The following is a 20,428-nucleotide window of genomic DNA, read 5'->3' as shown; positions in this document are numbered from 1 at the left end:
GTCATTTGGCAAGTCTTGGCTCCCTACTTCGCCGTATCTTAGCGGTGTAGAACCAGACGTACTGCCGTGCTCCGGCCTTCCATAGACTTGAGCATGGCAGTGCCTCATAAACCCAGACACAATGAAAAGAAAAAATTACAGTATCGAAATCGACGCCAGCGCAGCGCACGTCTTTGAGACCATGCTCGGCAAAACCACCTATAAGCAATGGACCGCGGAGTTCAATCCTACTTCCGATTTTGAAGGCCATTGGGAACTTGGAGAAAAAATTTCATTTATAGGCTACAACAAAGAAGGAGAAAAAGAAGGTATGCTCGGAAAGATTGCCGCATACACCCCAAATAAACATATCTCCATCCAATATATTGGTCTTATACATCAGAATACGGAAATCACCGAAGGCCCTATGGTCGAGGAATGGGTCGGACTATTTGAGAACTATACATTGACCGAAAACGATGGGGTAACGACCGTGGCTATTGAAGTGGATGTAAATGCCGAATTTGAAAATTATTTTGACAGCACCTGGCCGAAGGCATTGCAACGCCTTAAGGAGTTGTGTGAATAAACATCTACACCGATTAGTTTACTCGAACAAACGCAGCTGGGGGCTGCTGTATTTTTCAAGGTCTGTATCGTAGAAATTGGAGAGGGCAACCCCTAGCAAGCGCACCTTACTATCGTGTAGATCCACTTTGGCAAACAGCTCGCCTATAATGCGAGAAAGATCCTCTGCCGTATTGATATAGTAGGTCAATGTCTTACTGCGTGTCACCAACGTAAAGTCGGCATATTTAATCTTTAAAGTAACGGTCCTCCCCTCCTTGGACTTACCTGACAAACGTTTTTCCAACCTCATGCACAAGCTATTAAGCTCCTTCATCATATCTTCTGGCTCACGTAAATCTACGGCAAAAGTATCTTCAATACCGATAGACTTCGAAAGGCGATTCGGTTTAACGTCACGCTTGTCCTCCCCCCGCACCATCTGATAAAGAAAAGCACCTGACTTCCCAAATTTCCGTCGCAACTGCTCCTCACTAATTTGCTTGAGATCAAAACCGTTATGAATACCCATGCCCTTCATTTTTTGGGCAGTAACCTTACCGACGCCAAAAAACTTTTCTATGGGTAGTTGCTCCAAAAAAGGAAGCACTTTAGATGGCCCTATAAATGTTAGACCATTGGGTTTTTGGTAATCTGATGCAATTTTGGCAACAAACTTATTTACAGAAACTCCGGCTGAAGCGGTGAGGTCGAGTTCATTATAAATAGCATCCTTAATGGCTTTTGCGATATCGATGGCCGAACCTATCCCAAGCTTGTCCTCCGTGACATCGAGATAGGCCTCATCCAGGGATAGCGGTTCTATCAAATCCGTATAACGTTTAAAGATGCTCCGTATATGTAGGGATACTTCCTTATATGCATCAAAGCGCGGCACAGTAAAGATTATATCAGGGCACAGTTGCAGTGCTTGCCTGGAAGGCATAGCCGAACGCACACCAAACCGCCGTGCTTCATAGCTGGCCGTAGCAACGACACCGCGCCCATCCGGCGATCCGCCAACGGCAATAGGTTTGCCGCGCAACTCGGGGAAGTCACGTTGATCTACCGATGCATAAAAGGCATCCATATCTATGTGTATTATTTTCCGCTTGACTTCCATCGACAAACAAAGATAAGATTTTTAGCAAAATTTTGAAAGGGCTCACTTCTTTGTACTCTCTACTAATTTATTTATGTTTGCATTCGGTAAAAAACCGACTAAGCGCGTATAAACACGACATGAAAATAAAGTTACAGATATTTCTTGCCGCCTTGAGCTGCTCCACCCTAACCACAGCAAGTTTTGCCCAAGAGCGAGACGACCGAGCAACCATCCTAAATTTCAAAGGCATACAGTTCACCAGTAAAGATTCTTTGTTCTATACGAACTTTAGATTCCGTATGCAAAACAGATTAGGATTTAACAACGTGCTCGATGGCGAGGATAACGGTAAATTTGATGCGCGTATCCGCCGTTTGCGCATGCGGATGGATGGGTACATCTACACCCCTCGGATCTCCTATTCCGTACAGCTTGCTTTTACACGGTCGGACCAAGATTTCGATGATACCGGAGTCGCCAATATCGTTCGCGATGCGGTGCTTTTCTATAACTTCAGTGATGATTTTTACATATCATTTGGACAAAACAAACTTCCTGGAAACCGTCAGCGTGTTAACTCATCCGGGCAATTACAGTTTGCAGACCGTTCATTAGTCAACACCAACTTTACCCTTGATCGGGACTTCGGTTTTAGCTTGAACCTAAGTAAGAAAATAGGCAACATGCCATTCAACGCCAAGGCGGCTATCTCTACGGGCGAAGGGCGTCCGGTACAGTCTACCGATAAAGGATTAGCTTATACTGGACGTATAGAGTTTCTGCCACTGGGACAGTTTACAAATGGTGGTGACTATTCGGAAGGTGATATTGAGCGCGAAGAGCGCCCAAAAATTTCAATCGGCGGTGGATATAGTTACAACGATAATACCACACGTGAAGGCGGACAAACGGGACGTTTCGTTGAAAACCCATTTACACTCAAGACGTCTTTTGCGGATATGATATTTAAATACATGGGTTTTGCTTACCAAGCTGAGTATATGCGCAGAGATGTTGCGAATCCTTTAAATACAGTGGATGACCAGCTCAATCAACACGATGGCTCAGATCCCGAAGAGGCCTATGCTTTCAAGGGTTGGGGGATAAACCAGCAAACATCCTATTTGCTGAATAAAGGTTATGAAGTAGCGGCTCGATATACCTACCTAAAGCCACACCAACAGATCAGGTCTTATGAGGATCAGATCGACCTGATGGAAGTCGGATTGACAAAATATTTAAAAGCACACCGCTTGAAGTTTCAGCTAAATGCGAATTACACCGTTAAGAACGGTGATTTTGGCAATAATTTCCAACGAAATTCTTGGGGAGGAACTTTCCAAGTAGAATTGGGGATCTAATATCTTCAATAACAGTTTACAACTTAATCAACAGCGTCGCCTTAAAGGTGGCGCTGTTGCTGTTACAAATAAGGCTATACCCTTGCGGGTAAAAGTAGGTCAGCCGTGCCTTTAAAAGATCAATTGTTTCCGTATGCTCTTGCGAGGTCAACCGGTGGTTGGCACGATTGCTTACTTCCAACTGAAGCGACTCACCCAGCGTCTTTACCTTAATCTTTACCGGACGTTCCGCCATACGGTTATAGCCGTATTGAATTGCGTTTATAACCAGCGGAAACAAAAGCAGCGCGGGAACTTCCAACCCCTTGTTATCAATCAACTCTTCAAATTCTATATACACTTCTTCATCAGCAACATGCTGAATTAAACGAAGGTATACCTTCAGCAGAGAAACTTCATCCTGAACCGCATGTTTTTCATCCCTATGGAGCAGTGAAACCTGCTGCATATACTGTAACAACTCGGTATCATTAGCCGTCGACCTGCTATCACAAGCAAAAAAAAGTCGCATCAAGTTGTCTTCCACCTGGCAGCACTTAAAAGACAAGGCAGCACCATACTCCAGCGCTTGATCTACCCCTTCCTCCTTATCCTTCCGCCATAAACGATCCAAGAAATTTGCCATTAGTCTATTCCGCTTACCCCACCAGAAACGACCAACTTCATCGCATCCGTAGCCGACATTTTCAATTTCTCCACATGGATTGCCTTCACCACAACAACCTGACCTGCTACTGAGTAAGAATACGGGAAATAAACAACTACTTCATCAGTCAATCCGATCTTGCTGAGGTCCCGTTGCGTTAAGAAACCAACTTTCTTGAGTCCCGTTTCGTTAACCAAGACCAATACCGGTTCATTAAATTTCTTGGCATCCCCCACAAAAGCTTCCGTAAAATCTTTAATAGAAGAGTATAGCGTATTAAACAATGGAATTTTATTGATCGTCCGCTGAAACCAGGCACGAATAGGCGCCGTGACCAAGTTCGTAAAAATAGCTCCTACGATAATCAGCGTCACCAGAATAGTTAAAATTCCAATTCCAGGGATATAAAGCGGATGACCTTCTTCATCTTGCAGAAAGTGCGTCGTTAAATTCAGCGCATTATCGAGCGAGGCAAAAATCCAGCCGATGAGAAATATGGCACCGGCAACAGGAACAACAACCAAGGTTCCCTTGATAAAGTAATAAAACAGCTTTTGTGCTACCTTTTTAATCATTTTCTTCTCAAAAAAATTATTCGTAAAAATACACTCTTTTTACTCGTGATGAAATACCAACCAACAATTCGTAGGGGATCGTTCCAATGACCGAAGCGGCTTTTCCTAAATCGGGAAACACCAAGACCTCTTCTTCTTCAAAAACAGACACATCCGTCACATCGAGCATGCACATATCCATACATATATTCCCGATTGTAGGGACAAGCTGACCGTTAATCATCATCTCACCGACCCCATTTCCAAACCTGCGGTTATAGCCGTCAGCGTAACCAATCTTTACCGTTGCGATACGGCTCTTACGATGCAATACCCCTTTTCGATCGTAACCAATCGTCTCCCCAGCCTCCAGTTCTTTGATCTGCGTTATCGTTGTCTTAAGTTGCCCCACTGTCTCCAGATCCAATGTAGCTTGATCCAAATCCATGCCATAGAGCCCAATGCCTAAACGAACCATATCCAAATACGCAGAAGGCCATCTAATTATTGCTGAGGTATTAGCGATGTGTCGCATAAAGGGATACTTTAATTCTGCTTGCAACAAATCAGCCCCCGCATTCAACAGTTCTATCTGTTGCCGCGTGAAGGTGTCCTGATTGGAATCGCCAGAAGCAACCAAGTGCGAGAAAACGCTAGCCACACGAACTTCACTAACGACGCTTAGTACAGCGATTACTTCGGGGAGCTCCGTCGGCAAGAAACCCAACCGGTGCATACCCGTATCAATTTTGATATGGATCGGATAACTACTTACCTTTTTTGTTTTCAGAAAATCTACGAAAGCCCGCAAAATCCGGAAGCTATAAATCTCGGGTTCCAACCGATTAGCAACGACAGCCTCAAAAGCCTGTTCATCGGGACTTAACACCATTATAGGCAGCTCGATACCGTTTTGCCGTAACTCCACCCCTTCATCAGCAAAAGCGACAGTAAGATAATCGACCTTATTAAACTGGAGCAAATTGGCCACCTCAAAACTGCCGCTACCGTACGAAAAAGCCTTCACCATGGCCATCAGCTTAACTTCCGGAGGCAATAGTGATCGATATTGTTTCAAGTTATGCTCAATGGCATGTAAATTTATTTCAAGTACGGTTTCATGCGTCTTTGCAGCGAGAAGTTGACTCACATCTTCCAGATGGAAGGCTCGACTCCCTTTCACTAAAATAGATTCATCTGCAAACCCCAACGCATCCAATCCTGCGATTAAGTCCGCCGTAGATGCATACAGAAGAACATCCGTTTGTACGGCACCCTCCAAGAATTCCAGATCTTCCCCGACCAAAATTAGACGGTACAGCGATTGCCCCCGCAATACCTTCGTAAGTTTTTCTTTAACCTTCGCTCCCATTCCTTCCATTTCAGAAAGTATCAGCGTACGTTTCTCGTGCTGCTGTTGCTGGTTGAGGAAATCTAAAGCGATTTGTAAAGATGCCAGGTCGTTGGAATAGGAATCATCTATGATCGAGCAATTATTTTTCCCTTTGCGAAGCTGCAACCGCATTTCAAGAGGTTTGAGCTTTGCTATGCGTGCAGTAATATCCGCAATCGGATACCCCAGATACAATAATGTCGTCACGCAAATCAATGCATTCTCAATCGAAGCACGATCCGTAAACGGAATATAAACAATGCCCTGCTGTTGCTGGAATGAAATAGTGACCCAAGTTTGGCCGAGCTCTTTATGCTCTTGCACGGACGATAACTGAACAATATCGTCCATCTCATAGCCAAAAGTAAAATTAGCCACGTTAGGGTTCAAAAAATCGCGTATGTTATATTTCCCCGGAGAGATAACAACCTTACTGGCACTAAAGAGCTTTACCTTCTCTCTGGCCTTCTCTTCTTTGGAAGAAAAGCCACTGGCATGCGCCTGTCCAATATTAGTCAAGACACCAATGTCTGGGCGAATCATGACCTGTTGGTTGTCCATTTCATTAGGCAGGCTAATTCCCGCCTCAATGATTGCATAATCGTAGTCATCATTCAAATCCCACAAAGCAAGCGCTACACCCAATTGTGAGTTATAGCTTTTCGGACTTTGATATATTTTTTTGTCGACCCCCAGCAACTCCGTCAACCACTCCTTTACGACAGTTTTACCATTACTTCCTGTAATACCTATTACTGGCTTCGTAAATTTCGAACGCACGTGCGCGGCCAGCTTTTGCATCGCTCCTAGCACATTATCGACAACAAAGAAATTAGCCTCGCTGTATTTATTGCCTACCCAAGAGGTTTCGGAAATAACAAAATTGCGAACCCCTTTAGCATATGCATCGCCTATAAAGCGATGTCCGTCACGTACAGCTTGCAAAGCAAAGAAAATGCTTCCCACTGGATCAATAACTTTACGGCTATCGTAAACCAAGTGTGTAATAATACTATCTTTGTTAGCAAGAATTAGCTGCTTCGGTTCGAGGATCTGCTCCACGACATCTATAGTGTACATAAGGATTTGTTCTTGTAAACGAAGTTCATCATTTTTTCAATAAATAGCTTAATAAGTTTTAAACAATTACGGGATGGAATACGGAGAGAGACATAAAAAAACATTTAGCCGATCACAGGCAAAGCTGAAAGCGGAAGCCTTTTGTGCATACCAAGAGCGTGCACAGCAGGAATTGCGCGACAAGCTTTATGAATGGGGATTACATGCGGATGAGGTGGAGGAGATTATTTCAGAACTAATCGTCGATAATTTTTTAAATGAAGAGCGATTTGCTATCGCCTATGTTTCCGGCAAGTTTAGAATGAAAGGCTGGGGTAAAATTAAGATCAAACAAGGCTTAAAACATAAAAATGTGTCAGAAAAAATCATAAAAACAGCATTAAGCCACATAACACAAGAGGAATATCAAGAAAAATTAACAGAAACAATAAAAAAGAAGATAAAAACAGATGGAGAGCCAAAAAACATAGCACAAAAATCAAAACTTATACGATTTTTACAATCAAAAGGCTTTGAGAGTGACTTAATTTTTAACAAAACAACAGATATATTGAAAAAATACTAATAAAAAAGAAAAATAAATTATTTATTTCATACCATTTAACTACATTTGATTATTAATCAACCAATAAAAGTTAAATTTTATGAAAAAAAATCTACAAACACTGAAAATCGTTATGATTTTCGCATTAACAATTAGTTTTAACTTTTCTTTTTCCCAAGAAGACAAAACATCCTATAGTATAGGACTAACCAGCGACCAATTTTTCGGTTTTGCCCCCAATGTAACGGTAGAATATAAACTAAACGACAAAATTGGCGTCTCTGCTTATGGTGTGTTCTGGAGCGGAGGCACTGGTGCCGCTTGGGGCAACTGGACCGAGTTTGGTGGTGGCGTTAATTTGTACCTAGCGGAAGGGATTACCTTAAACCCTAACCTTGGATTTACCTTTGGAAACCTACTCTCCAAAGGTGCTGCTGATGGTCAGCTGGGCGGTATTGCGGGAGACGGCATCGTGCCGAATCTATTTTTTAATGTCGATGTACCTAAATTAGAAAGTGAAGTATATGTTGGCTATTATGCTCCATTGCGCAATGAAGCCCCCGCAAATGGATCAACGTTAGCATATCTACATTATTGGGCTAATGCCGGCTATAAAGTAAGTACGTCTTTTTCTTTCGGTGCTCATTTTGAACATCTCAAAAGAACGAAGGATGATATCGGCGGAAAATTAGACTACTACCAGTGGCTGGGCCCATATATCCAGCTAAATGTTCCGAAGATTGTAGGTTTCTTGCGCCTTTCCGCGGGTCCGGAGGTAAAAAATGGCCTACAAGCCAAGGACTCCTTCTATAAGCTGTCCACTGGCTTCACTTTTTAAAAAAATAAACAAAAAATAATTCGCTGTAAAACAGCACCTAAAAGCGCTAGAATGGTAATCTAGCGCTTTAAACGCATATTTTATTTTGAGGTAAACTAGATTTCTTCTATATTTGCAGCACGTCAAGCGAAAGTAGCTCAGTTGGTAGAGCACAACCTTGCCAAGGTTGGGGTCGCGAGTTCGAATCTCGTCTTTCGCTCAGTTGCCTAGGTGGTGGAACTGGTAGACACGCAGGACTTAAAATCCTGTTCCCGTTAAGGGAGTGCGGGTTCGATTCCCGCCCTAGGTACGTAAAAAAACCGTTTCTATTTTAAATAGGAACGGTCTTTCTGTTTTGGAGAAAAAAACAGATCATCAAAAAGAAAAATTATCCAATATTACGCAGCACAAAATCACATCGCTCCTCCACATTGCCTTTAGGAACTTCAATTATTTCGTATCCATATTCCAAATAGGTTTCTTTCATTTTTTCAAAGGTATAAATCGCTTCTTCCCACGTTTGTTTCCTTTCCGTGTCTGTCTCATAAATATCTTCCCAAGGTGGAAGCATAAATACTTTGCTATGGTAAGGACATGACTTAACTAACGTAATCAACTCTTCTGCAATAGGGATATTTTCCATATTCATGTAACAGACAGTGTCCAAAATCCCTCTATCGAAAAAAACAATTTCAGAATGTTCATCGCGTACAATACGATGATAGGTTTCTAAAGAAGCCTTTAACATTAACACCGAATAATAGGCCTTGTTTTTCCACGGCAATCCTTCTCCGTCTCCCAGCATTTGTTCTTTAATAATTTGCCTTGCATCTTCCGGAACAGCAATGAAACCTTTATTTTCAAGAGCTTTCAGCAATGTAGTTTTCCCTACCCCAGGCCCACCAGTAATCACAAATAGTTTGTTTTCTTTCATATTATTTCACGTTTACCAGCCTTCAGTTACCTCCATTTCTTAGAACACAGTTACAAGCTCCATGAAGCGTTGCAATAATTATACAATGTTTAGGAACAGTATCCAAGGTTCCTAAACATTTTTATTTTCTGGCTATATCGATGCTATTACATCATCTAAAGCGAAACGGGATTTGGGCAAATTACCAGGGTGAGCCCAATCATCTGCATCAGCATAACCTACAGTGACAGCAAAAAGCGGTGCATATCCATCTTGTGACAATATCTCTTTATACATTTTTAGGTTTATTCCCTCCATTGGTGTAGCATCGAGTCCCATGTGGGCACAAGCACTTAAAAAATAACCTAGCGAAAGGTAAACTTGACTTTGCATCCATGCTTTTACGTTTGCCCTTCCATTTGCTTTGACCAGAGGCTCATAGAAACCGCTTACCCAAGCTTCGGGAAGAATAGAGAGATTGCGTTTCTCGAAATGTTCTATATCTTCCATCACATGAAACACAACCAAAAGGTTTACCTTGTTGATTGAATTTTCATTCATATAAGATTGTGCGGCTAATTTGCTTTTTGTTTCAGGATCCGTGACGAATGTAAATTTCCAAGGCTGACTGTTGATAGAGGATGGACTTAACGTAAGGATTTGTTTTAATTCTTCAATTTGTTCGACCGAGATCTTTTTCGTCGGGTCGTAATTTTTGGTCGCATATCTGCGTTTAGCAAGGTCTAAAAAACTCATATTTTCCATATTTAATTAACTATACTTTTTATAGTTGCAAAACTATGTATAGTTCAATATATTTGCAATAACGGTCAAAAATGATAGTAACAGATGTACAGTATAGATGATAAACAATATCCTTGTTCTACCAGCTTAACAATGAAATACATAGGTGGAAAATGGAAGTCAGTAATCTTGATCCATTTAGTTGAAAAAAAGCGCTATAGCGAACTGAGAAAGCTGTGTAAAGTAATCACAGAACGCACATTGAGCCTACAACTAAAAGAGATGGAGGAAGATGGTCTGGTAACAAGAACGGTGCATACCAGCAAACCTCCTTTGAAAGTAGATTACGAACTGACAGAATTTGGTAGAACACTTATTCCCTTACTCCAATCCATCGCCGCGTGGGGCAAAGAAACTGCAGAAAAGAATAATCGGATAAAAATACACTCTCCAGAGACTCCTTGTCAGGAAGGTTGAGATAAGGTACACATTGACGCAAACCGTGCCTACTTTTATCGAGCGCTGCCCGTCAATACCTTTTGCATACTTCTATAATTCTTATTGCGTGAAAACCAGAAATAAATGTGCACCTAACAGCGCTTGTTTATAAAAAAAGCAACGTATCGGCGGAACTCTCTGTAGCATCGCCGTATGCAATGGCAGCATCCCGAGCAGAAATAGGCTTACCGTCGGTAGACAATACAGCAAAGTGTTGCGGCATTAACTTAAAGACGTCAGTGCTACGCTATCTTGCTACGGCAAGAACGTGTCGACAACAGTCTTGTAAGCAAAGACGGTCGGAATAGAGGAAATAACGATAGACTATAACACGTAGTATACCCTCTTTGAGGCGTCGTCGATCTGTAAAACACCAAATCGTTCTGACTTTGTCGCATCGCGTGACTGCAATGCTACAAAAAGTTGCGGAACCATGACTATGTGCTGCGGAAATAGTCCAATAACTGGAGGCTATGCTGTAAAGTACACACGCGGTGACACCCAGAACAACGTCGATGCTATAAAGAGGTGCGGCGATATGGCGCAAAAGACCACCTTTGCCCAAGATTTATGGCACTAGGGCACTTTAATCTAAGTTTGGAGCTCACGTTATTCTTCCTCCTTCAGATCTTCCTGCAGAGCAATCCGGTTGCCTTCTGAATCTTTGAACTCCGCAACAAACCCAAGATCACCATTCGAGGTTTTCGGATAAAGCACCTCGCCACCGTGAGCAAGCGCTAAGGTCATTGTTTCATCAATAGATTCCGTGTAGAAGTAAATTATCATACCATCCACGGTAGGCTTATACACCTCCCCTTTTGCCAATGCGCCGGAAATACCTTCCCGCTCGGGCAACAATGGAAATAAAGCCATCTCATTGTGATCGATAACAATGCGCTCAAAATCAAACCCAAAGACAGCTTGGTAAAACACGATCGCCCGATCCATATCAACAACAGGGATTTCAAAATAAACAACAGGATTAGTCTTTCTATTCATATAGGATATCATTATTCAAACGTCAATCGAATCAGTCTCTGCGCTTTAAGGCGTTAATCACCACCAATAGACAGGTAAATATCCGACAAAAAAAGCATTTTAAACGCCATACAAGCTATAAAATTAGCTTTTACGGTCTATTTTTACTATCTTGCTACATTGGCGGAGAACAAAAGTCTTTTACTTTAAGATTTTATCAATTCGTACAAATAGCATTCAGCCTATTTACTACCGCAAAATCGGACATTACAATGTCCCTCTTTTGGAGATTGCACAACAGGGAGACCTGTACGCCTTCTCGTCGTTTTACTCCCTTTTGGAGAGTACCTTGAATCAAGTTAAGATTCGAATTTACAGCAGTTAAACGCGTATGGCTTTGCCATGCGGTAAATTATAATTATGTCAGCATTAAAAGTTGGAATTATTGGCGCGGGCCCTAGTGGACTCGCCATGTTAAGAGCATTTGAGTCGGAACAAAAAAAGGGAAATCCCGTTCCGGAAATCAAATGTTATGAAAAACAAGACAATTGGGGCGGAATGTGGAACTACACCTGGCGTACCGGTGTCGGACAATATGGGGAGCCTTTGCATGGCAGTATGTACAAATACCTTTGGTCCAACGGACCCAAGGAATGTTTAGAGTTCGCGGACTACACCTTTAGTGAGCACTTTGACCAAGCGATCTCTTCGTACCCACCGCGCGAGGTGCTCTTCGATTACATCGAGGGACGCATAAAACAAAGTAACGCACGCGAGTATATACAATTTAATACGGTTGCTCGCTGGGTAGACTACTTACCAGAAAGTAAACAGTTCAGGGTGGTGTTTGATAATTTAAAGAAAAATGAAACATTCGAAGAGCTATTTGATTACCTGGTGGTAGCAACGGGCCACTTCTCGACACCCAACATGCCTTACTTTGAAGGAATAGATAGCTTCCCGGGTGCCGTAATGCACGCGCATGATTTCCGTGGAGCCGATCAATTTAAAGACCAGAAACTACTCTTAATTGGAAGTAGCTATTCTGCCGAAGATATCGGTGTGCAGTGCTACAAACACGGCAGTGCGGGTGTCACCATCTCCTATCGTTCTAATCCCATCGGCATGAAATGGCCTGAAGGCATGGAAGAAAAACCTTTAGTGACGCATTTTGAAGGCAATGAAGCATTCTTTAAAGATGGAACGAGTGAAAGTTATGATGCAGTAATCCTGTGTACAGGCTACCAGCATAAATTCCCCTTTCTGCCCGATAACCTGCGGTTGAAAACAAAAAACTGCCTGTATCCGGATGGCCTTTACAAAGGTGTAGTCTCGCAAGCCAATGAGCAGCTCTTATTTTTGGGTATGCAAGACCAGTATTATACGTTTAATATGTTTGACACACAAGCTTGGTTTGTTCGCGACTATATCTTAGATCGTATCCAGTTGCCCGATCACGCGGAAAGAGCGCAGGATATTGCGCACTGGATGGCTACAGAAGCGGCTACAACAACGGGAGATGAACACATCGACTTCCAAACTTCGTACATCAGGGATCTTATGCGCTATACCGACTATCCACCATTTAACTTGGATCAGGTTGCGACTATGTTTAAAAGCTGGCTGAAGGATAAGGAAGATAACATTCTCTCCTACCGCGATAAAGTGTATACCTCGGTCATGGATAATACAAAAGCCGAAAAACACCATACCTCTTGGATGAAAGAACTCGACGATAGTCTGGAGCGTTACCTCGGGGAAGAAACGCTAGCCGATGCGCAAGCGCCACATCCCGCAAACGCCTAGTCCTATTCTACGTGCAACAAAGCCCTCAAGTGATCACTTGAGGGCTTTCTATTGCTTAGGTGGTTTTACCTTTATTTAATAACGTGTAACGTTTCATCTCGTCCGACAGTTTTGAAATGGCATATCCAACAATCGTTACATCATCCAGCCAGCCTAACAAAGGCACAACATCCGGGATGGCGTCTAGTGGTGAAACCACATAGAGAATAGTCCCCACGATAACCGACATGTTCCATTTATTCATTTTATAACGCCCTGCCAGCGTATCTTTACACATCACAACCAGTAATTTAAAATCATCCATCTTATCATCTAGACGAGCGGCCTTACTATCTGCTTGGTTTAAATCGTTTTGCGTTATTTTTTTTGTCCTAAACAATTCGAACAACAACAAAGCTCGATCTAAAGAAACTTTTTTCATGCTATACAATTATGTTAATCCATGTTAAGACTTTCGTTTACTAGGTAAAGTTTAATAGCCCCACCTAGGCGGTAACGAAAACCTCCAAAGGAACAAATATACAGGAAATGAACCAAACCCGATGATGGGAGAAGAAAGGTACGCGATAATGCTACTTTTTGAAGACAAAACTCTAATTTTGTGATGAATTTAAGGCGCCACACGAATGGCGCTATCTGAAGTTGAAATTATTTTGCGTAACAACATAAAGTTTTGAGGGATGTCCAACGAAGAATCAGCAATTAAAACGACATACTACAGTATCTTTACCAGCTTTACATTAGCTATTGTAAAATGGTTAGGTGGTATTTTCGGTAATTCCTATGCCTTGATTGCCGACGCTATTGAGTCTACGGCAGACATCTTTTCGTCCTTTTTGGTGTTGCTCGGCCTCAAATATGCCAAGCGACCAGCAGACTCCTCACATCCTTACGGGCATGGTAGAATCGAGCCGCTTGTCACCTTTATTGTCGTAATTTTCTTAGTATTATCTGCCTTCGTAATCGCGAGCGAGAGTATAAAAAATATCCGTACCCCACATGAGCTACCGAAGGCATGGACACTTATTATCCTGGGGGGTATCATTATCTGGAAGGAAATCTCTTTCCGCATTATTATGCGGAAAAGTAAGCTGTTGAACAGCACCTCACTCAAAGCGGAAGCATGGCACCAACGGAGTGATGCGATCACTTCTGTTGCGGCATTCATTGGTATTGCTATTGCGATCTTTTGTGGCGAGGGCTATGAAAGTGCAGACGATTGGGCCGCACTCTTCGCGTCAGGATTTATCTTATACAATTGTTACGGTATATTTCGTCCAGCTTTAGCCGAGATTATGGACGAACATCGCTACGAAGAACTGGAAGAGGAAGTGCGCCAGAAATCGCGTAACGTAGCGGGTGTGCTGTTGATTGAAAAATGTTATATACGAAAGATAGGTATGCATTTTCAAATCGACCTACATGCTGTCGTCGATCCCAACCTAACTGTACGAGAAGGACATGAGATTGCCCACGCATTAAAAGATTACCTGATCGAGAATCTGGCCAATATCGGAAATGTCTTTGTGCATATTGAGCCTTTCGAAGAGAAAGCAATCTCATAATAAGACCCAACAAAAAAGGAGCTTTTAGTAAAAGCTCCTTTTTTGTTGGGTATCACTGCCTGGACGACAGATATACTATTTAGTTCAAAATAATAACCTCTACACGGCGATTTTTCTGACGACCTTCTGGCGTTTTATTATCCGCTACAGGTTTTGTTTGCCCCAATCCCTTTGTTGATATGCGCGTTCCCGAAACACCCGAATCTTCCAAGAATTTCTTGACAGATGCAGCTCTTTTATCGGAAAGCCATTGATTATACTCTGGCGTACCCGTAGCGTCGGTATGACCATCTACACGCACTTTCTTACTTCCTTCATTTTTCATAATCTTAGCCAATTTACTAAGTTCTACTTTGGCTTTATCTGTCAGATAAGACGAATTTGTTGGAAATAAAAGATCAGAAGATAATGTAAATTTAATCCCCTCATCGGTGCGCGACGCATCCTCAAATTCTGTTTTTACATTTTTAAGTCCATCGTCCGTTCCGTCTTTTGTAACAACAGCACCTGGATTCACCATAATGGCCTGTTGTTTACAGGATGTAAAACCAATAGCTGCAGCAAAAAATAGTATAAAAAAACCGTTATGTTTCATGAATTGTGAATTAGTTGATTACGTAAAGATAAGAATTTCCAAGATTTAATCCCCCTTCTAGTTGCCTTTTCCTTCCTCTGGGAACAATTCAGCGCGCAACTTCTTCATTTCAGGAATCTCCGCATACAAGCGCCAAATTAATCCACTCCGTGCATTTTCTATCATTACAGCGAGTGAAGCTTGGTTTGTTGCGAAATATTCGTCAGAAACATCGTTGTTACGCAGATCCAACCACGCGCGAAAACCGTACTCTGTAAAAAAATTGTCACCAAAATTTTCATAGAGGGCCAGCAGCGAACGCTTACCTTCCTCCGGCATCAGAAATATAGATGAAGGGCCAATTGCTGGATTGATACGATATGTACCGATACTATCATTAAACTGATAAAATCCCCAAATATCTGAATTTGTAGACCCGACTCCCGTTTCATTATCCCTTCGCTTACGTACTTTGATATAACTTCGAATGGCCTCTTCGTATTGAATCGCCGGATCCCGCAATATTTGTGGGTTAATCGTAAAGAAAGGTTTATAGACATTCAGCAGACTGCCTTTTTGGTAACCAAAAATAAGTCTTTCCCCATATAGCAGGGTATCCTTAAAAATGGAGACCCTTTGGCTTAGCTTAGCGCTCAAACTATCTTGTTGTAAGATAAAAGCGGGTACAGGTAGAATTCCAGGTAGGGCAATTGTCGAATCTTGAAAAATACCATGCATTGCACCTCTATCAATCGGCGCCATCTTCACCCCATTTTCGTATGCGGAGACCGGTAGTTTATATTTCGGCGCCCCCATGCCAAGCATGTAGGCATTGATGGATTCATTTATGCCGCCAAGGGACGGATACTTATTTAGCGTATCTACGGCAGAAAGGCGCTCAACGAGTACATCTGTCGTGCCAATCGCGACGGCCTTATCCCATTGCACACTTTCCCAAAGCTTCGTGATCCGGTTCCGTAGATCCACTTCCAATTCATTATCTTTTGAAAAATACTGACGCGCAACCAAAAGCGCCTCTATCATAGAGGAGGTTGCCAGGACGTCATAAGAGGCCTGCTGTCCGCTGCGGTATTCGGGCAGTCCTGAACGCCCATCAAAGTAAGCCGGAAAAAAGCCATATCTATTCTGTCCTTTCATAAGAAAGTACACCATCCGTGATATCCGATTTAACGCCACTTGCCGATTGATCACATTCTTTTCTATACCGACCAATAGGCTGAGGACTGAATTACCGCTTTCTTTCACGGATACAACCGCTTTATCTTTCGAACGAAACGGTACATACATCCCACTATTAATGTCATAGTTCTCCACAAAATAATTGATATGGGCGGTCTGCACTAAATCGAGCAGTTCTTCTTGGTTCATTTTTGTCGTTTTCACTTCACGAACTTCCGAAAATGGAGATTCTAAATAGTTAAAATCGACCCATGCGATCTTATAATAATATGTCTTATTCAGATCGTCTACGTAATCCAAGCAGCTCTGCATAAAGATGGGACGTATTGCCACTGGTTTAAAATCCTTATTATCCTCTGAGCGATAGATCTTGATGTAGCGAATGGAGGGCGTAAGCGGCAGTTGCCATTGTAGACGTACTTGTCGATCAAATGCTTTAATAGATGATAAGATCGCTGGTGAAGTGAGCTTCACATTGGAACTATTCTTCGGCAAAAATTCTACCTGATCGATAAAAATATGGTGGTTCGCGTCACTCACCTGGTTCTGGAAAAGACTTATCGCGGTGATCGCTTCGTCAAAATATAGGTTTTTAAAGCTCGAGATAGGAATTTTTACATTCAGCCACATGTTGTAATCAAAATCCTCGATATAAGAACTGAGATCTAACAACGTGGTTTGTGAAGCCTTTTGCGTAATAGCGATCTTAGGAAGATCTTTTTTCTTGGTATTCTCGGAGTCAATGTAAATCTTAAGGATCAAAAAATCTGAATTATCGACTTGATAGTTGAATTTTTGTCTACTGTATCTTAAATCAACGCGCCACTGCCCTTCCGCAGCAGATCTATAACGTAAAGAAAGGGAATTCCCTGGTGTAAAGAAAAGCGTGTCAGACACAAGCAAATGTTTGTTTAGGTTCTCTACCCATGAACTGCCCTCGTATTGCACCTGACTCTTCGCGTATACCCCACTGACCAAGCTATTATCAAAGATAACTTCGGGGTAGGTGTCCGCTTTAATGATGCCTGGAGACATCACAAATAGATATATAAAGACCAAATAGGATAAAAATCGCATCATACTCATATTGACTTACGACAAAATTAAGCAATTATTGAACCAATAGTACAAAAAAGTCAGTTTTTACAAAAAACTTACGCAATGTGTTGATGAGGCTCAATAAAAATATCAGCCACATTCTTAACGATTTAGCATGATAAGCATAAAAAAAGCATAAAATAATTTCCAAGATTAGATTTTCTATCTATCTTTGCAGCACGTCAAGCGAAAGTAGCTCAGTTGGTAGAGCACAACCTTGCCAAGGTTGGGGTCGCGAGTTCGAATCTCGTCTTTCGCTCAGTTGCCTAGGTGGTGGAACTGGTAGACACGCAGGACTTAAAATCCTGTTCCCGTTAAGGGAGTGCGGGTTCGATTCCCGCCCTAGGTACGAAATGAAACCGTTTCTGTTATTATAGAAACGGTTTTTCTTTTTTTAGCGTCTTCCGATACCTCAAAAAGCACCTACTCCATCCAAATGGAATAACTTTAGATCAGTAACGTTACCCTTGTAAACCCGTTTATTGGCGGCTACGACATGAATTTGAGCTTCTAGATCTATCAAGAGTGTACAGGAAATCTATTTCATTTTATTTGTACCTTTAATTATGAATGAAAATCAACTAGCCGTATTAATATTTGCAATCGCTTCAATTATTGCAGGCATTTTGCTAAAACGATGGGGAGAAAAATCAATGTGGTATTCTCCTTTAATTGGCATCGGTGTTTTCGTTATCATTTTACTGCTTATTGATATCTACCGGCAGACCGCACTGGATTAGGTAGCTGGGGATAAATGAAGTACGGACTTAACGATATACTCACTCTTGTTAACCGAAGTCTCCATCAGTAGTTTTGAATCCTTTATATCGAATTTGAACGATGAATTTCTACTATCATTACTTAGGTGTATCGAATCCTTTGCTATGTTATAACTCCCATCTCCCTCGCTTGATTTATAAGAGCCGTCAGGCAAGAACTGAATCTCAATGCCTTTTACCGAATCTATCCTACCACTAAGATTGTCATATTTGGTATTGTGGAAATTTACATAAACCGTTTCTTCCGCAATAAGATTCCACTTTTTGTGTAAAGGATTTTCTTGACCATCAAACGAAAGAAGAAAGAAGCTCAATGCAGCTAGTAAACAGAAATATAACCTCATAGACGGAAAGTTTAATTTATCATCACCTGTTGCAAATATAGGGATTCGGTCCTATGATTTTACACCGTAAAATTAGTCCAAATGTAAAAAATATTCCGGTCTAGCCACCAAATTGTCCTAAACCGGAATAGAAACAGAACACACTATACGCGTACAAAAGCTTTCAAGGTCGTGCACATTTTACCTGCTGACAAACCGTAGGGTCTAATGGTATATGCACCGAGCTGTGCAGGAACAATGAAAGTCTCTGCATAATGCACGATAAAGGGCGAAAAGCGTCCTTCCTCACTTTCTACAATAACCTCTTCCCCTTCTACTAAGTTGATGACCTGAACGCCACCTAACGTATCGTGCTTAACAGTGGTGGTAAAGCGATGACGGCGGGTCTCAATAAATTCATTTGCATGCAAACCCGTCTTCTCCTCCACCCAACCATCACCTTGCGCGATTGGCACGACCGCATTCACCAACTGTGCCATCGTATAATCCGTATCACGCGACCAATCGATAACCTGAAGACCACGCTCGACGTTAATAGGTCGCGGCTTACCATTTAATCCCAAGCGTTCCCAGTCCCACATTTTAAAAGTAAAATGATTCGGTGTCGCGCTAATCTCCAAAACCACCCCCTCAGGTCCCGAACAATGCACGGTGCCTGCCGGAATCAAGAAATGATCATGCTTTGCGGCAGGCAAACGATTCGAATATTTCGCGGCATCAAAAACCAGCTCCCCACGGGCAGCGGCCCGTAGGTCGGCCGACATTTGATCGCGGTCAATGTCGTTGCGTAAGCCCAAATATACCGTAGCATCTGGTTTAGCCTCCATCATATAGTAACTCTCGTCCTGCGTATAATTCATCCCAAACTGTTTACGGATAAAGTCAGTTGTAGGATGAACCTGAAAGCTGAGGTATCCCCCACCCATGGTATCTAGAAAGTCAAAACGAATCGGAAAATCTTTACCGAATCGAGACTCCACAACCTCCCCCAGTAGCGCACGACTCTCCAACAATACCACATTGATAGATGGCAGCTCAAAACGCACCCCATTAACAGTAAAGAACAAACTGTTTTCTTCCGGAACACAGTCGAAACACCAACCATAGTTCACCTCCTCCTTATCTAGATCAAACACCTCCTTCATCCATTGCCCACCCCAGGGCGCCGGTGCAAAATACGGCACCACGCGAAAAGGCTGACTAACGGTTTTTTGAATGCCCGACATAAACGTATCGGCATCGATAAGTTTCGGTTGATGGGGAATGTGCGTATCTAGCCAATAAGAAACCTTGGCAAATAGCTGTTCTTTGTGTGCGTCACAGACCAGCCAATCGTTGAAGTAAGCTCGTTTATGTTGACTGGAGAAGGCCTCTTTATGGTTATCAATCCCCAACGCTGTAACACGTTCACGGCGCATACGTTCCTGATGTTCCCAACGTGCCAAATCGGCAAAAACTAAGCATGCCGTATCCGGGACAATCAACGAGGCTCCTGCTCCTACGACAACCGTAATCCCGGCAGACTGCGCGACAAGGCGCTTGGCCGCAGCGAGCTTATCGCTATCAAAAAAATCCACTAAAGTCAGTGCAGTACGGTAACCAAAAATAGGATCGTCCGTAACAAACCGCTGCGTTAATGCGCGGACGTCATCTTCACTTTTATACAAATCACGCATCCGTATGAACAAACTCGGACGCAATGTGTCTAGGGCTGTTTCAATTTCAGCTTCATGTATGCCGACATAAGTTTCGATTGCCAAAACAGGATGCACAGACAGCTCTTCGGAAAAGGAGGAAACGATATCGTCCCAGCCGCAACGCATAAAGCCTGAAAGCGCTGTCGCAGGATATTTATCGTAATTAGATATACGCATGATAAAGGT

Annotated in this window: 20 protein-coding genes and 4 tRNA genes; 12 read left to right on the top strand and 12 right to left on the bottom strand. The window is 42.4% G+C overall.

The genetic code is table 11. The features are described from left to right. The first annotated feature begins 121 nt into the window (after positions 1 to 121). Entirely contained in the window at positions 122 to 568 is a 447-nt protein-coding gene (locus tag B9Y69_RS03945) for an SRPBCC domain-containing protein (protein ID WP_085471675.1), read from the top strand. An 18-nt stretch (positions 569 to 586) separates the two neighbouring features. Here B9Y69_RS03945 and dinB read toward each other — a convergent pair whose 3' ends face one another. Next, positions 587 to 1,636 (bottom strand): DNA polymerase IV, encoded by a 1,050-nt coding sequence (gene dinB, locus B9Y69_RS03940; RefSeq protein WP_234991077.1) that lies wholly within the window; start codon positions 1,634 to 1,636, stop codon positions 587 to 589. A gap of 152 nt (positions 1,637 to 1,788) precedes the next feature. On the opposite strand from dinB, the gene B9Y69_RS03935 reads away from it, so the two are divergent. Then, positions 1,789 to 3,012 (top strand): porin, encoded by a 1,224-nt coding sequence (locus tag B9Y69_RS03935; RefSeq protein WP_085471994.1) that lies wholly within the window; start codon positions 1,789 to 1,791, stop codon positions 3,010 to 3,012. A 16-nt stretch (positions 3,013 to 3,028) separates the two neighbouring features. On the opposite strand, the gene B9Y69_RS03930 is transcribed toward B9Y69_RS03935, so the two are convergent. From B9Y69_RS03930 to B9Y69_RS03920, 3 genes are read right to left on the bottom strand one after another with little or no spacing between them, the layout of a single operon-like run. Further along, positions 3,029 to 3,637, bottom strand: coding sequence for a LytS family sensor histidine kinase (locus tag B9Y69_RS03930; RefSeq protein WP_085471673.1), 609 nt, complete (start codon positions 3,635 to 3,637; stop codon positions 3,029 to 3,031). Further along, complete coding sequence (locus tag B9Y69_RS03925) at positions 3,637 to 4,233, bottom strand: DUF502 domain-containing protein (protein ID WP_085471672.1); 597 nt, start codon at positions 4,231 to 4,233, stop codon at positions 3,637 to 3,639. Before B9Y69_RS03925 ends, B9Y69_RS03930 begins: the two co-directional genes overlap by 1 nt. A 16-nt stretch (positions 4,234 to 4,249) precedes the next feature. Beyond that, complete coding sequence (locus B9Y69_RS03920; RefSeq protein ID WP_085471671.1) at positions 4,250 to 6,685, bottom strand: bifunctional UDP-N-acetylmuramoyl-tripeptide:D-alanyl-D-alanine ligase/alanine racemase; 2,436 nt, start codon at positions 6,683 to 6,685, stop codon at positions 4,250 to 4,252. A 73-nt stretch (positions 6,686 to 6,758) separates the two neighbouring features. On the opposite strand from B9Y69_RS03920, the gene B9Y69_RS03915 reads away from it, so the two are divergent. The 4 genes from B9Y69_RS03915 to B9Y69_RS03900 all read left to right on the top strand — a co-directional run bounded on the left by B9Y69_RS03915 (position 6,759) and on the right by B9Y69_RS03900 (position 8,356). Beyond that, on the top strand, positions 6,759 to 7,250 hold the full coding sequence (locus B9Y69_RS03915) for a regulatory protein RecX (protein WP_085471670.1): 492 nt from the start codon (positions 6,759 to 6,761) through the stop codon (positions 7,248 to 7,250). 79 nt (positions 7,251 to 7,329) lie between these two features. Further along, complete coding sequence (locus B9Y69_RS03910; RefSeq protein WP_200811744.1) at positions 7,330 to 8,067, top strand: DUF6733 family protein; 738 nt, start codon at positions 7,330 to 7,332, stop codon at positions 8,065 to 8,067. Between the two features lie 126 nt (positions 8,068 to 8,193). After that, positions 8,194 to 8,266, top strand: a tRNA-Gly gene (locus B9Y69_RS03905). Between the two features lie 5 nt (positions 8,267 to 8,271). Beyond that, positions 8,272 to 8,356 (top strand) — tRNA-Leu (locus tag B9Y69_RS03900). A 78-nt stretch (positions 8,357 to 8,434) separates the two neighbouring features. On the opposite strand, the gene B9Y69_RS03895 is transcribed toward B9Y69_RS03900, so the two are convergent. Continuing rightward, a complete protein-coding gene (locus tag B9Y69_RS03895; RefSeq protein ID WP_085471669.1) occupies positions 8,435 to 8,980 on the bottom strand; it encodes an AAA family ATPase in 546 nt (181 codons plus the stop codon). A 132-nt stretch (positions 8,981 to 9,112) separates the two neighbouring features. Beyond that, positions 9,113 to 9,724 carry a nitroreductase family protein gene (locus B9Y69_RS03890; RefSeq protein WP_200811743.1) on the bottom strand — a complete coding sequence of 204 codons (612 nt, stop codon included), beginning with the start codon at positions 9,722 to 9,724 and terminating at the stop codon, positions 9,113 to 9,115. Positions 9,725 to 9,856: 132 nt separating this feature from the next. On the opposite strand from B9Y69_RS03890, the gene B9Y69_RS03885 reads away from it, so the two are divergent. Continuing rightward, positions 9,857 to 10,180: a winged helix-turn-helix transcriptional regulator gene (locus tag B9Y69_RS03885; RefSeq protein ID WP_200811742.1), complete on the top strand. Its 324-nt coding sequence runs from the start codon at positions 9,857 to 9,859 to the stop codon at positions 10,178 to 10,180. 630 nt (positions 10,181 to 10,810) lie between these two features. Here B9Y69_RS03885 and B9Y69_RS03880 read toward each other — a convergent pair. Then, positions 10,811 to 11,200 (bottom strand): VOC family protein, encoded by a 390-nt coding sequence (locus B9Y69_RS03880; protein WP_085471991.1) that lies wholly within the window; start codon positions 11,198 to 11,200, stop codon positions 10,811 to 10,813. Between the two features lie 399 nt (positions 11,201 to 11,599). Here B9Y69_RS03880 and B9Y69_RS03875 point away from each other — a divergent pair, with 399 nt between their 5' ends. Continuing rightward, a complete protein-coding gene (locus tag B9Y69_RS03875; RefSeq protein WP_085471667.1) occupies positions 11,600 to 12,985 on the top strand; it encodes an NAD(P)-binding domain-containing protein in 1,386 nt (461 codons plus the stop codon). 55 nt (positions 12,986 to 13,040) lie between these two features. Here B9Y69_RS03875 and B9Y69_RS03870 read toward each other — a convergent pair whose 3' ends face one another. Then, positions 13,041 to 13,406, bottom strand: a complete 366-nt coding sequence (locus tag B9Y69_RS03870; RefSeq protein WP_085471666.1) for a YkvA family protein — start codon at positions 13,404 to 13,406, stop codon at positions 13,041 to 13,043. A 259-nt stretch (positions 13,407 to 13,665) separates the two neighbouring features. Between B9Y69_RS03870 and B9Y69_RS03865 the strand changes: the two genes are divergently transcribed. After that, positions 13,666 to 14,550, top strand: a complete 885-nt coding sequence (locus tag B9Y69_RS03865) for a cation diffusion facilitator family transporter (RefSeq protein ID WP_085471665.1) — start codon at positions 13,666 to 13,668, stop codon at positions 14,548 to 14,550. Between the two features lie 79 nt (positions 14,551 to 14,629). Here the strand turns inward: B9Y69_RS03865 and B9Y69_RS03860 are convergent, their stop codons facing one another. Together B9Y69_RS03860 and B9Y69_RS03855 are read right to left on the bottom strand one after the other, a co-directional pair. Beyond that, entirely contained in the window at positions 14,630 to 15,145 is a 516-nt protein-coding gene (locus tag B9Y69_RS03860; RefSeq protein ID WP_085471664.1) for an OmpA family protein, read from the bottom strand. A gap of 57 nt (positions 15,146 to 15,202) precedes the next feature. Further along, complete coding sequence (locus B9Y69_RS03855) at positions 15,203 to 17,404, bottom strand: glucoamylase family protein (protein WP_234991075.1); 2,202 nt, start codon at positions 17,402 to 17,404, stop codon at positions 15,203 to 15,205. A 204-nt stretch (positions 17,405 to 17,608) separates the two neighbouring features. On the opposite strand from B9Y69_RS03855, the gene B9Y69_RS03850 reads away from it, so the two are divergent. The 3 genes from B9Y69_RS03850 (at position 17,609) to B9Y69_RS19180 (ending at position 18,162) form a co-directional block, all read left to right on the top strand. Then, positions 17,609 to 17,681, top strand: a tRNA-Gly gene (locus tag B9Y69_RS03850). Between the two features lie 5 nt (positions 17,682 to 17,686). Further along, a tRNA-Leu gene (locus tag B9Y69_RS03845) sits at positions 17,687 to 17,771 on the top strand. Positions 17,772 to 17,988: 217 nt separating this feature from the next. Further along, positions 17,989 to 18,162, top strand: a complete 174-nt coding sequence (locus tag B9Y69_RS19180; RefSeq protein ID WP_159451807.1) for a hypothetical protein — start codon at positions 17,989 to 17,991, stop codon at positions 18,160 to 18,162. On the opposite strand, the gene B9Y69_RS03840 is transcribed toward B9Y69_RS19180, so the two are convergent. Together B9Y69_RS03840 and B9Y69_RS03835 are read right to left on the bottom strand one after the other, a co-directional pair. After that, entirely contained in the window at positions 18,159 to 18,545 is a 387-nt protein-coding gene (locus B9Y69_RS03840; RefSeq protein WP_085471663.1) for a hypothetical protein, read from the bottom strand. The genes B9Y69_RS19180 and B9Y69_RS03840 overlap by 4 nt on opposite strands. A gap of 143 nt (positions 18,546 to 18,688) precedes the next feature. Continuing rightward, positions 18,689 to 20,419: a class I mannose-6-phosphate isomerase gene (locus tag B9Y69_RS03835; RefSeq protein ID WP_085471662.1), complete on the bottom strand. Its 1,731-nt coding sequence runs from the start codon at positions 20,417 to 20,419 to the stop codon at positions 18,689 to 18,691. Positions 20,420 to 20,428 lie beyond the last annotated feature (9 nt).

The sequence above is a fragment of the Sphingobacterium psychroaquaticum genome, from assembly GCF_900177625.1.
Taxonomy (GTDB): domain Bacteria; phylum Bacteroidota; class Bacteroidia; order Sphingobacteriales; family Sphingobacteriaceae; genus Sphingobacterium; species Sphingobacterium psychroaquaticum.
Note: the sequence above shows the minus strand (reverse complement) of the source record. Positions and strands in the feature narration are given on the sequence as shown.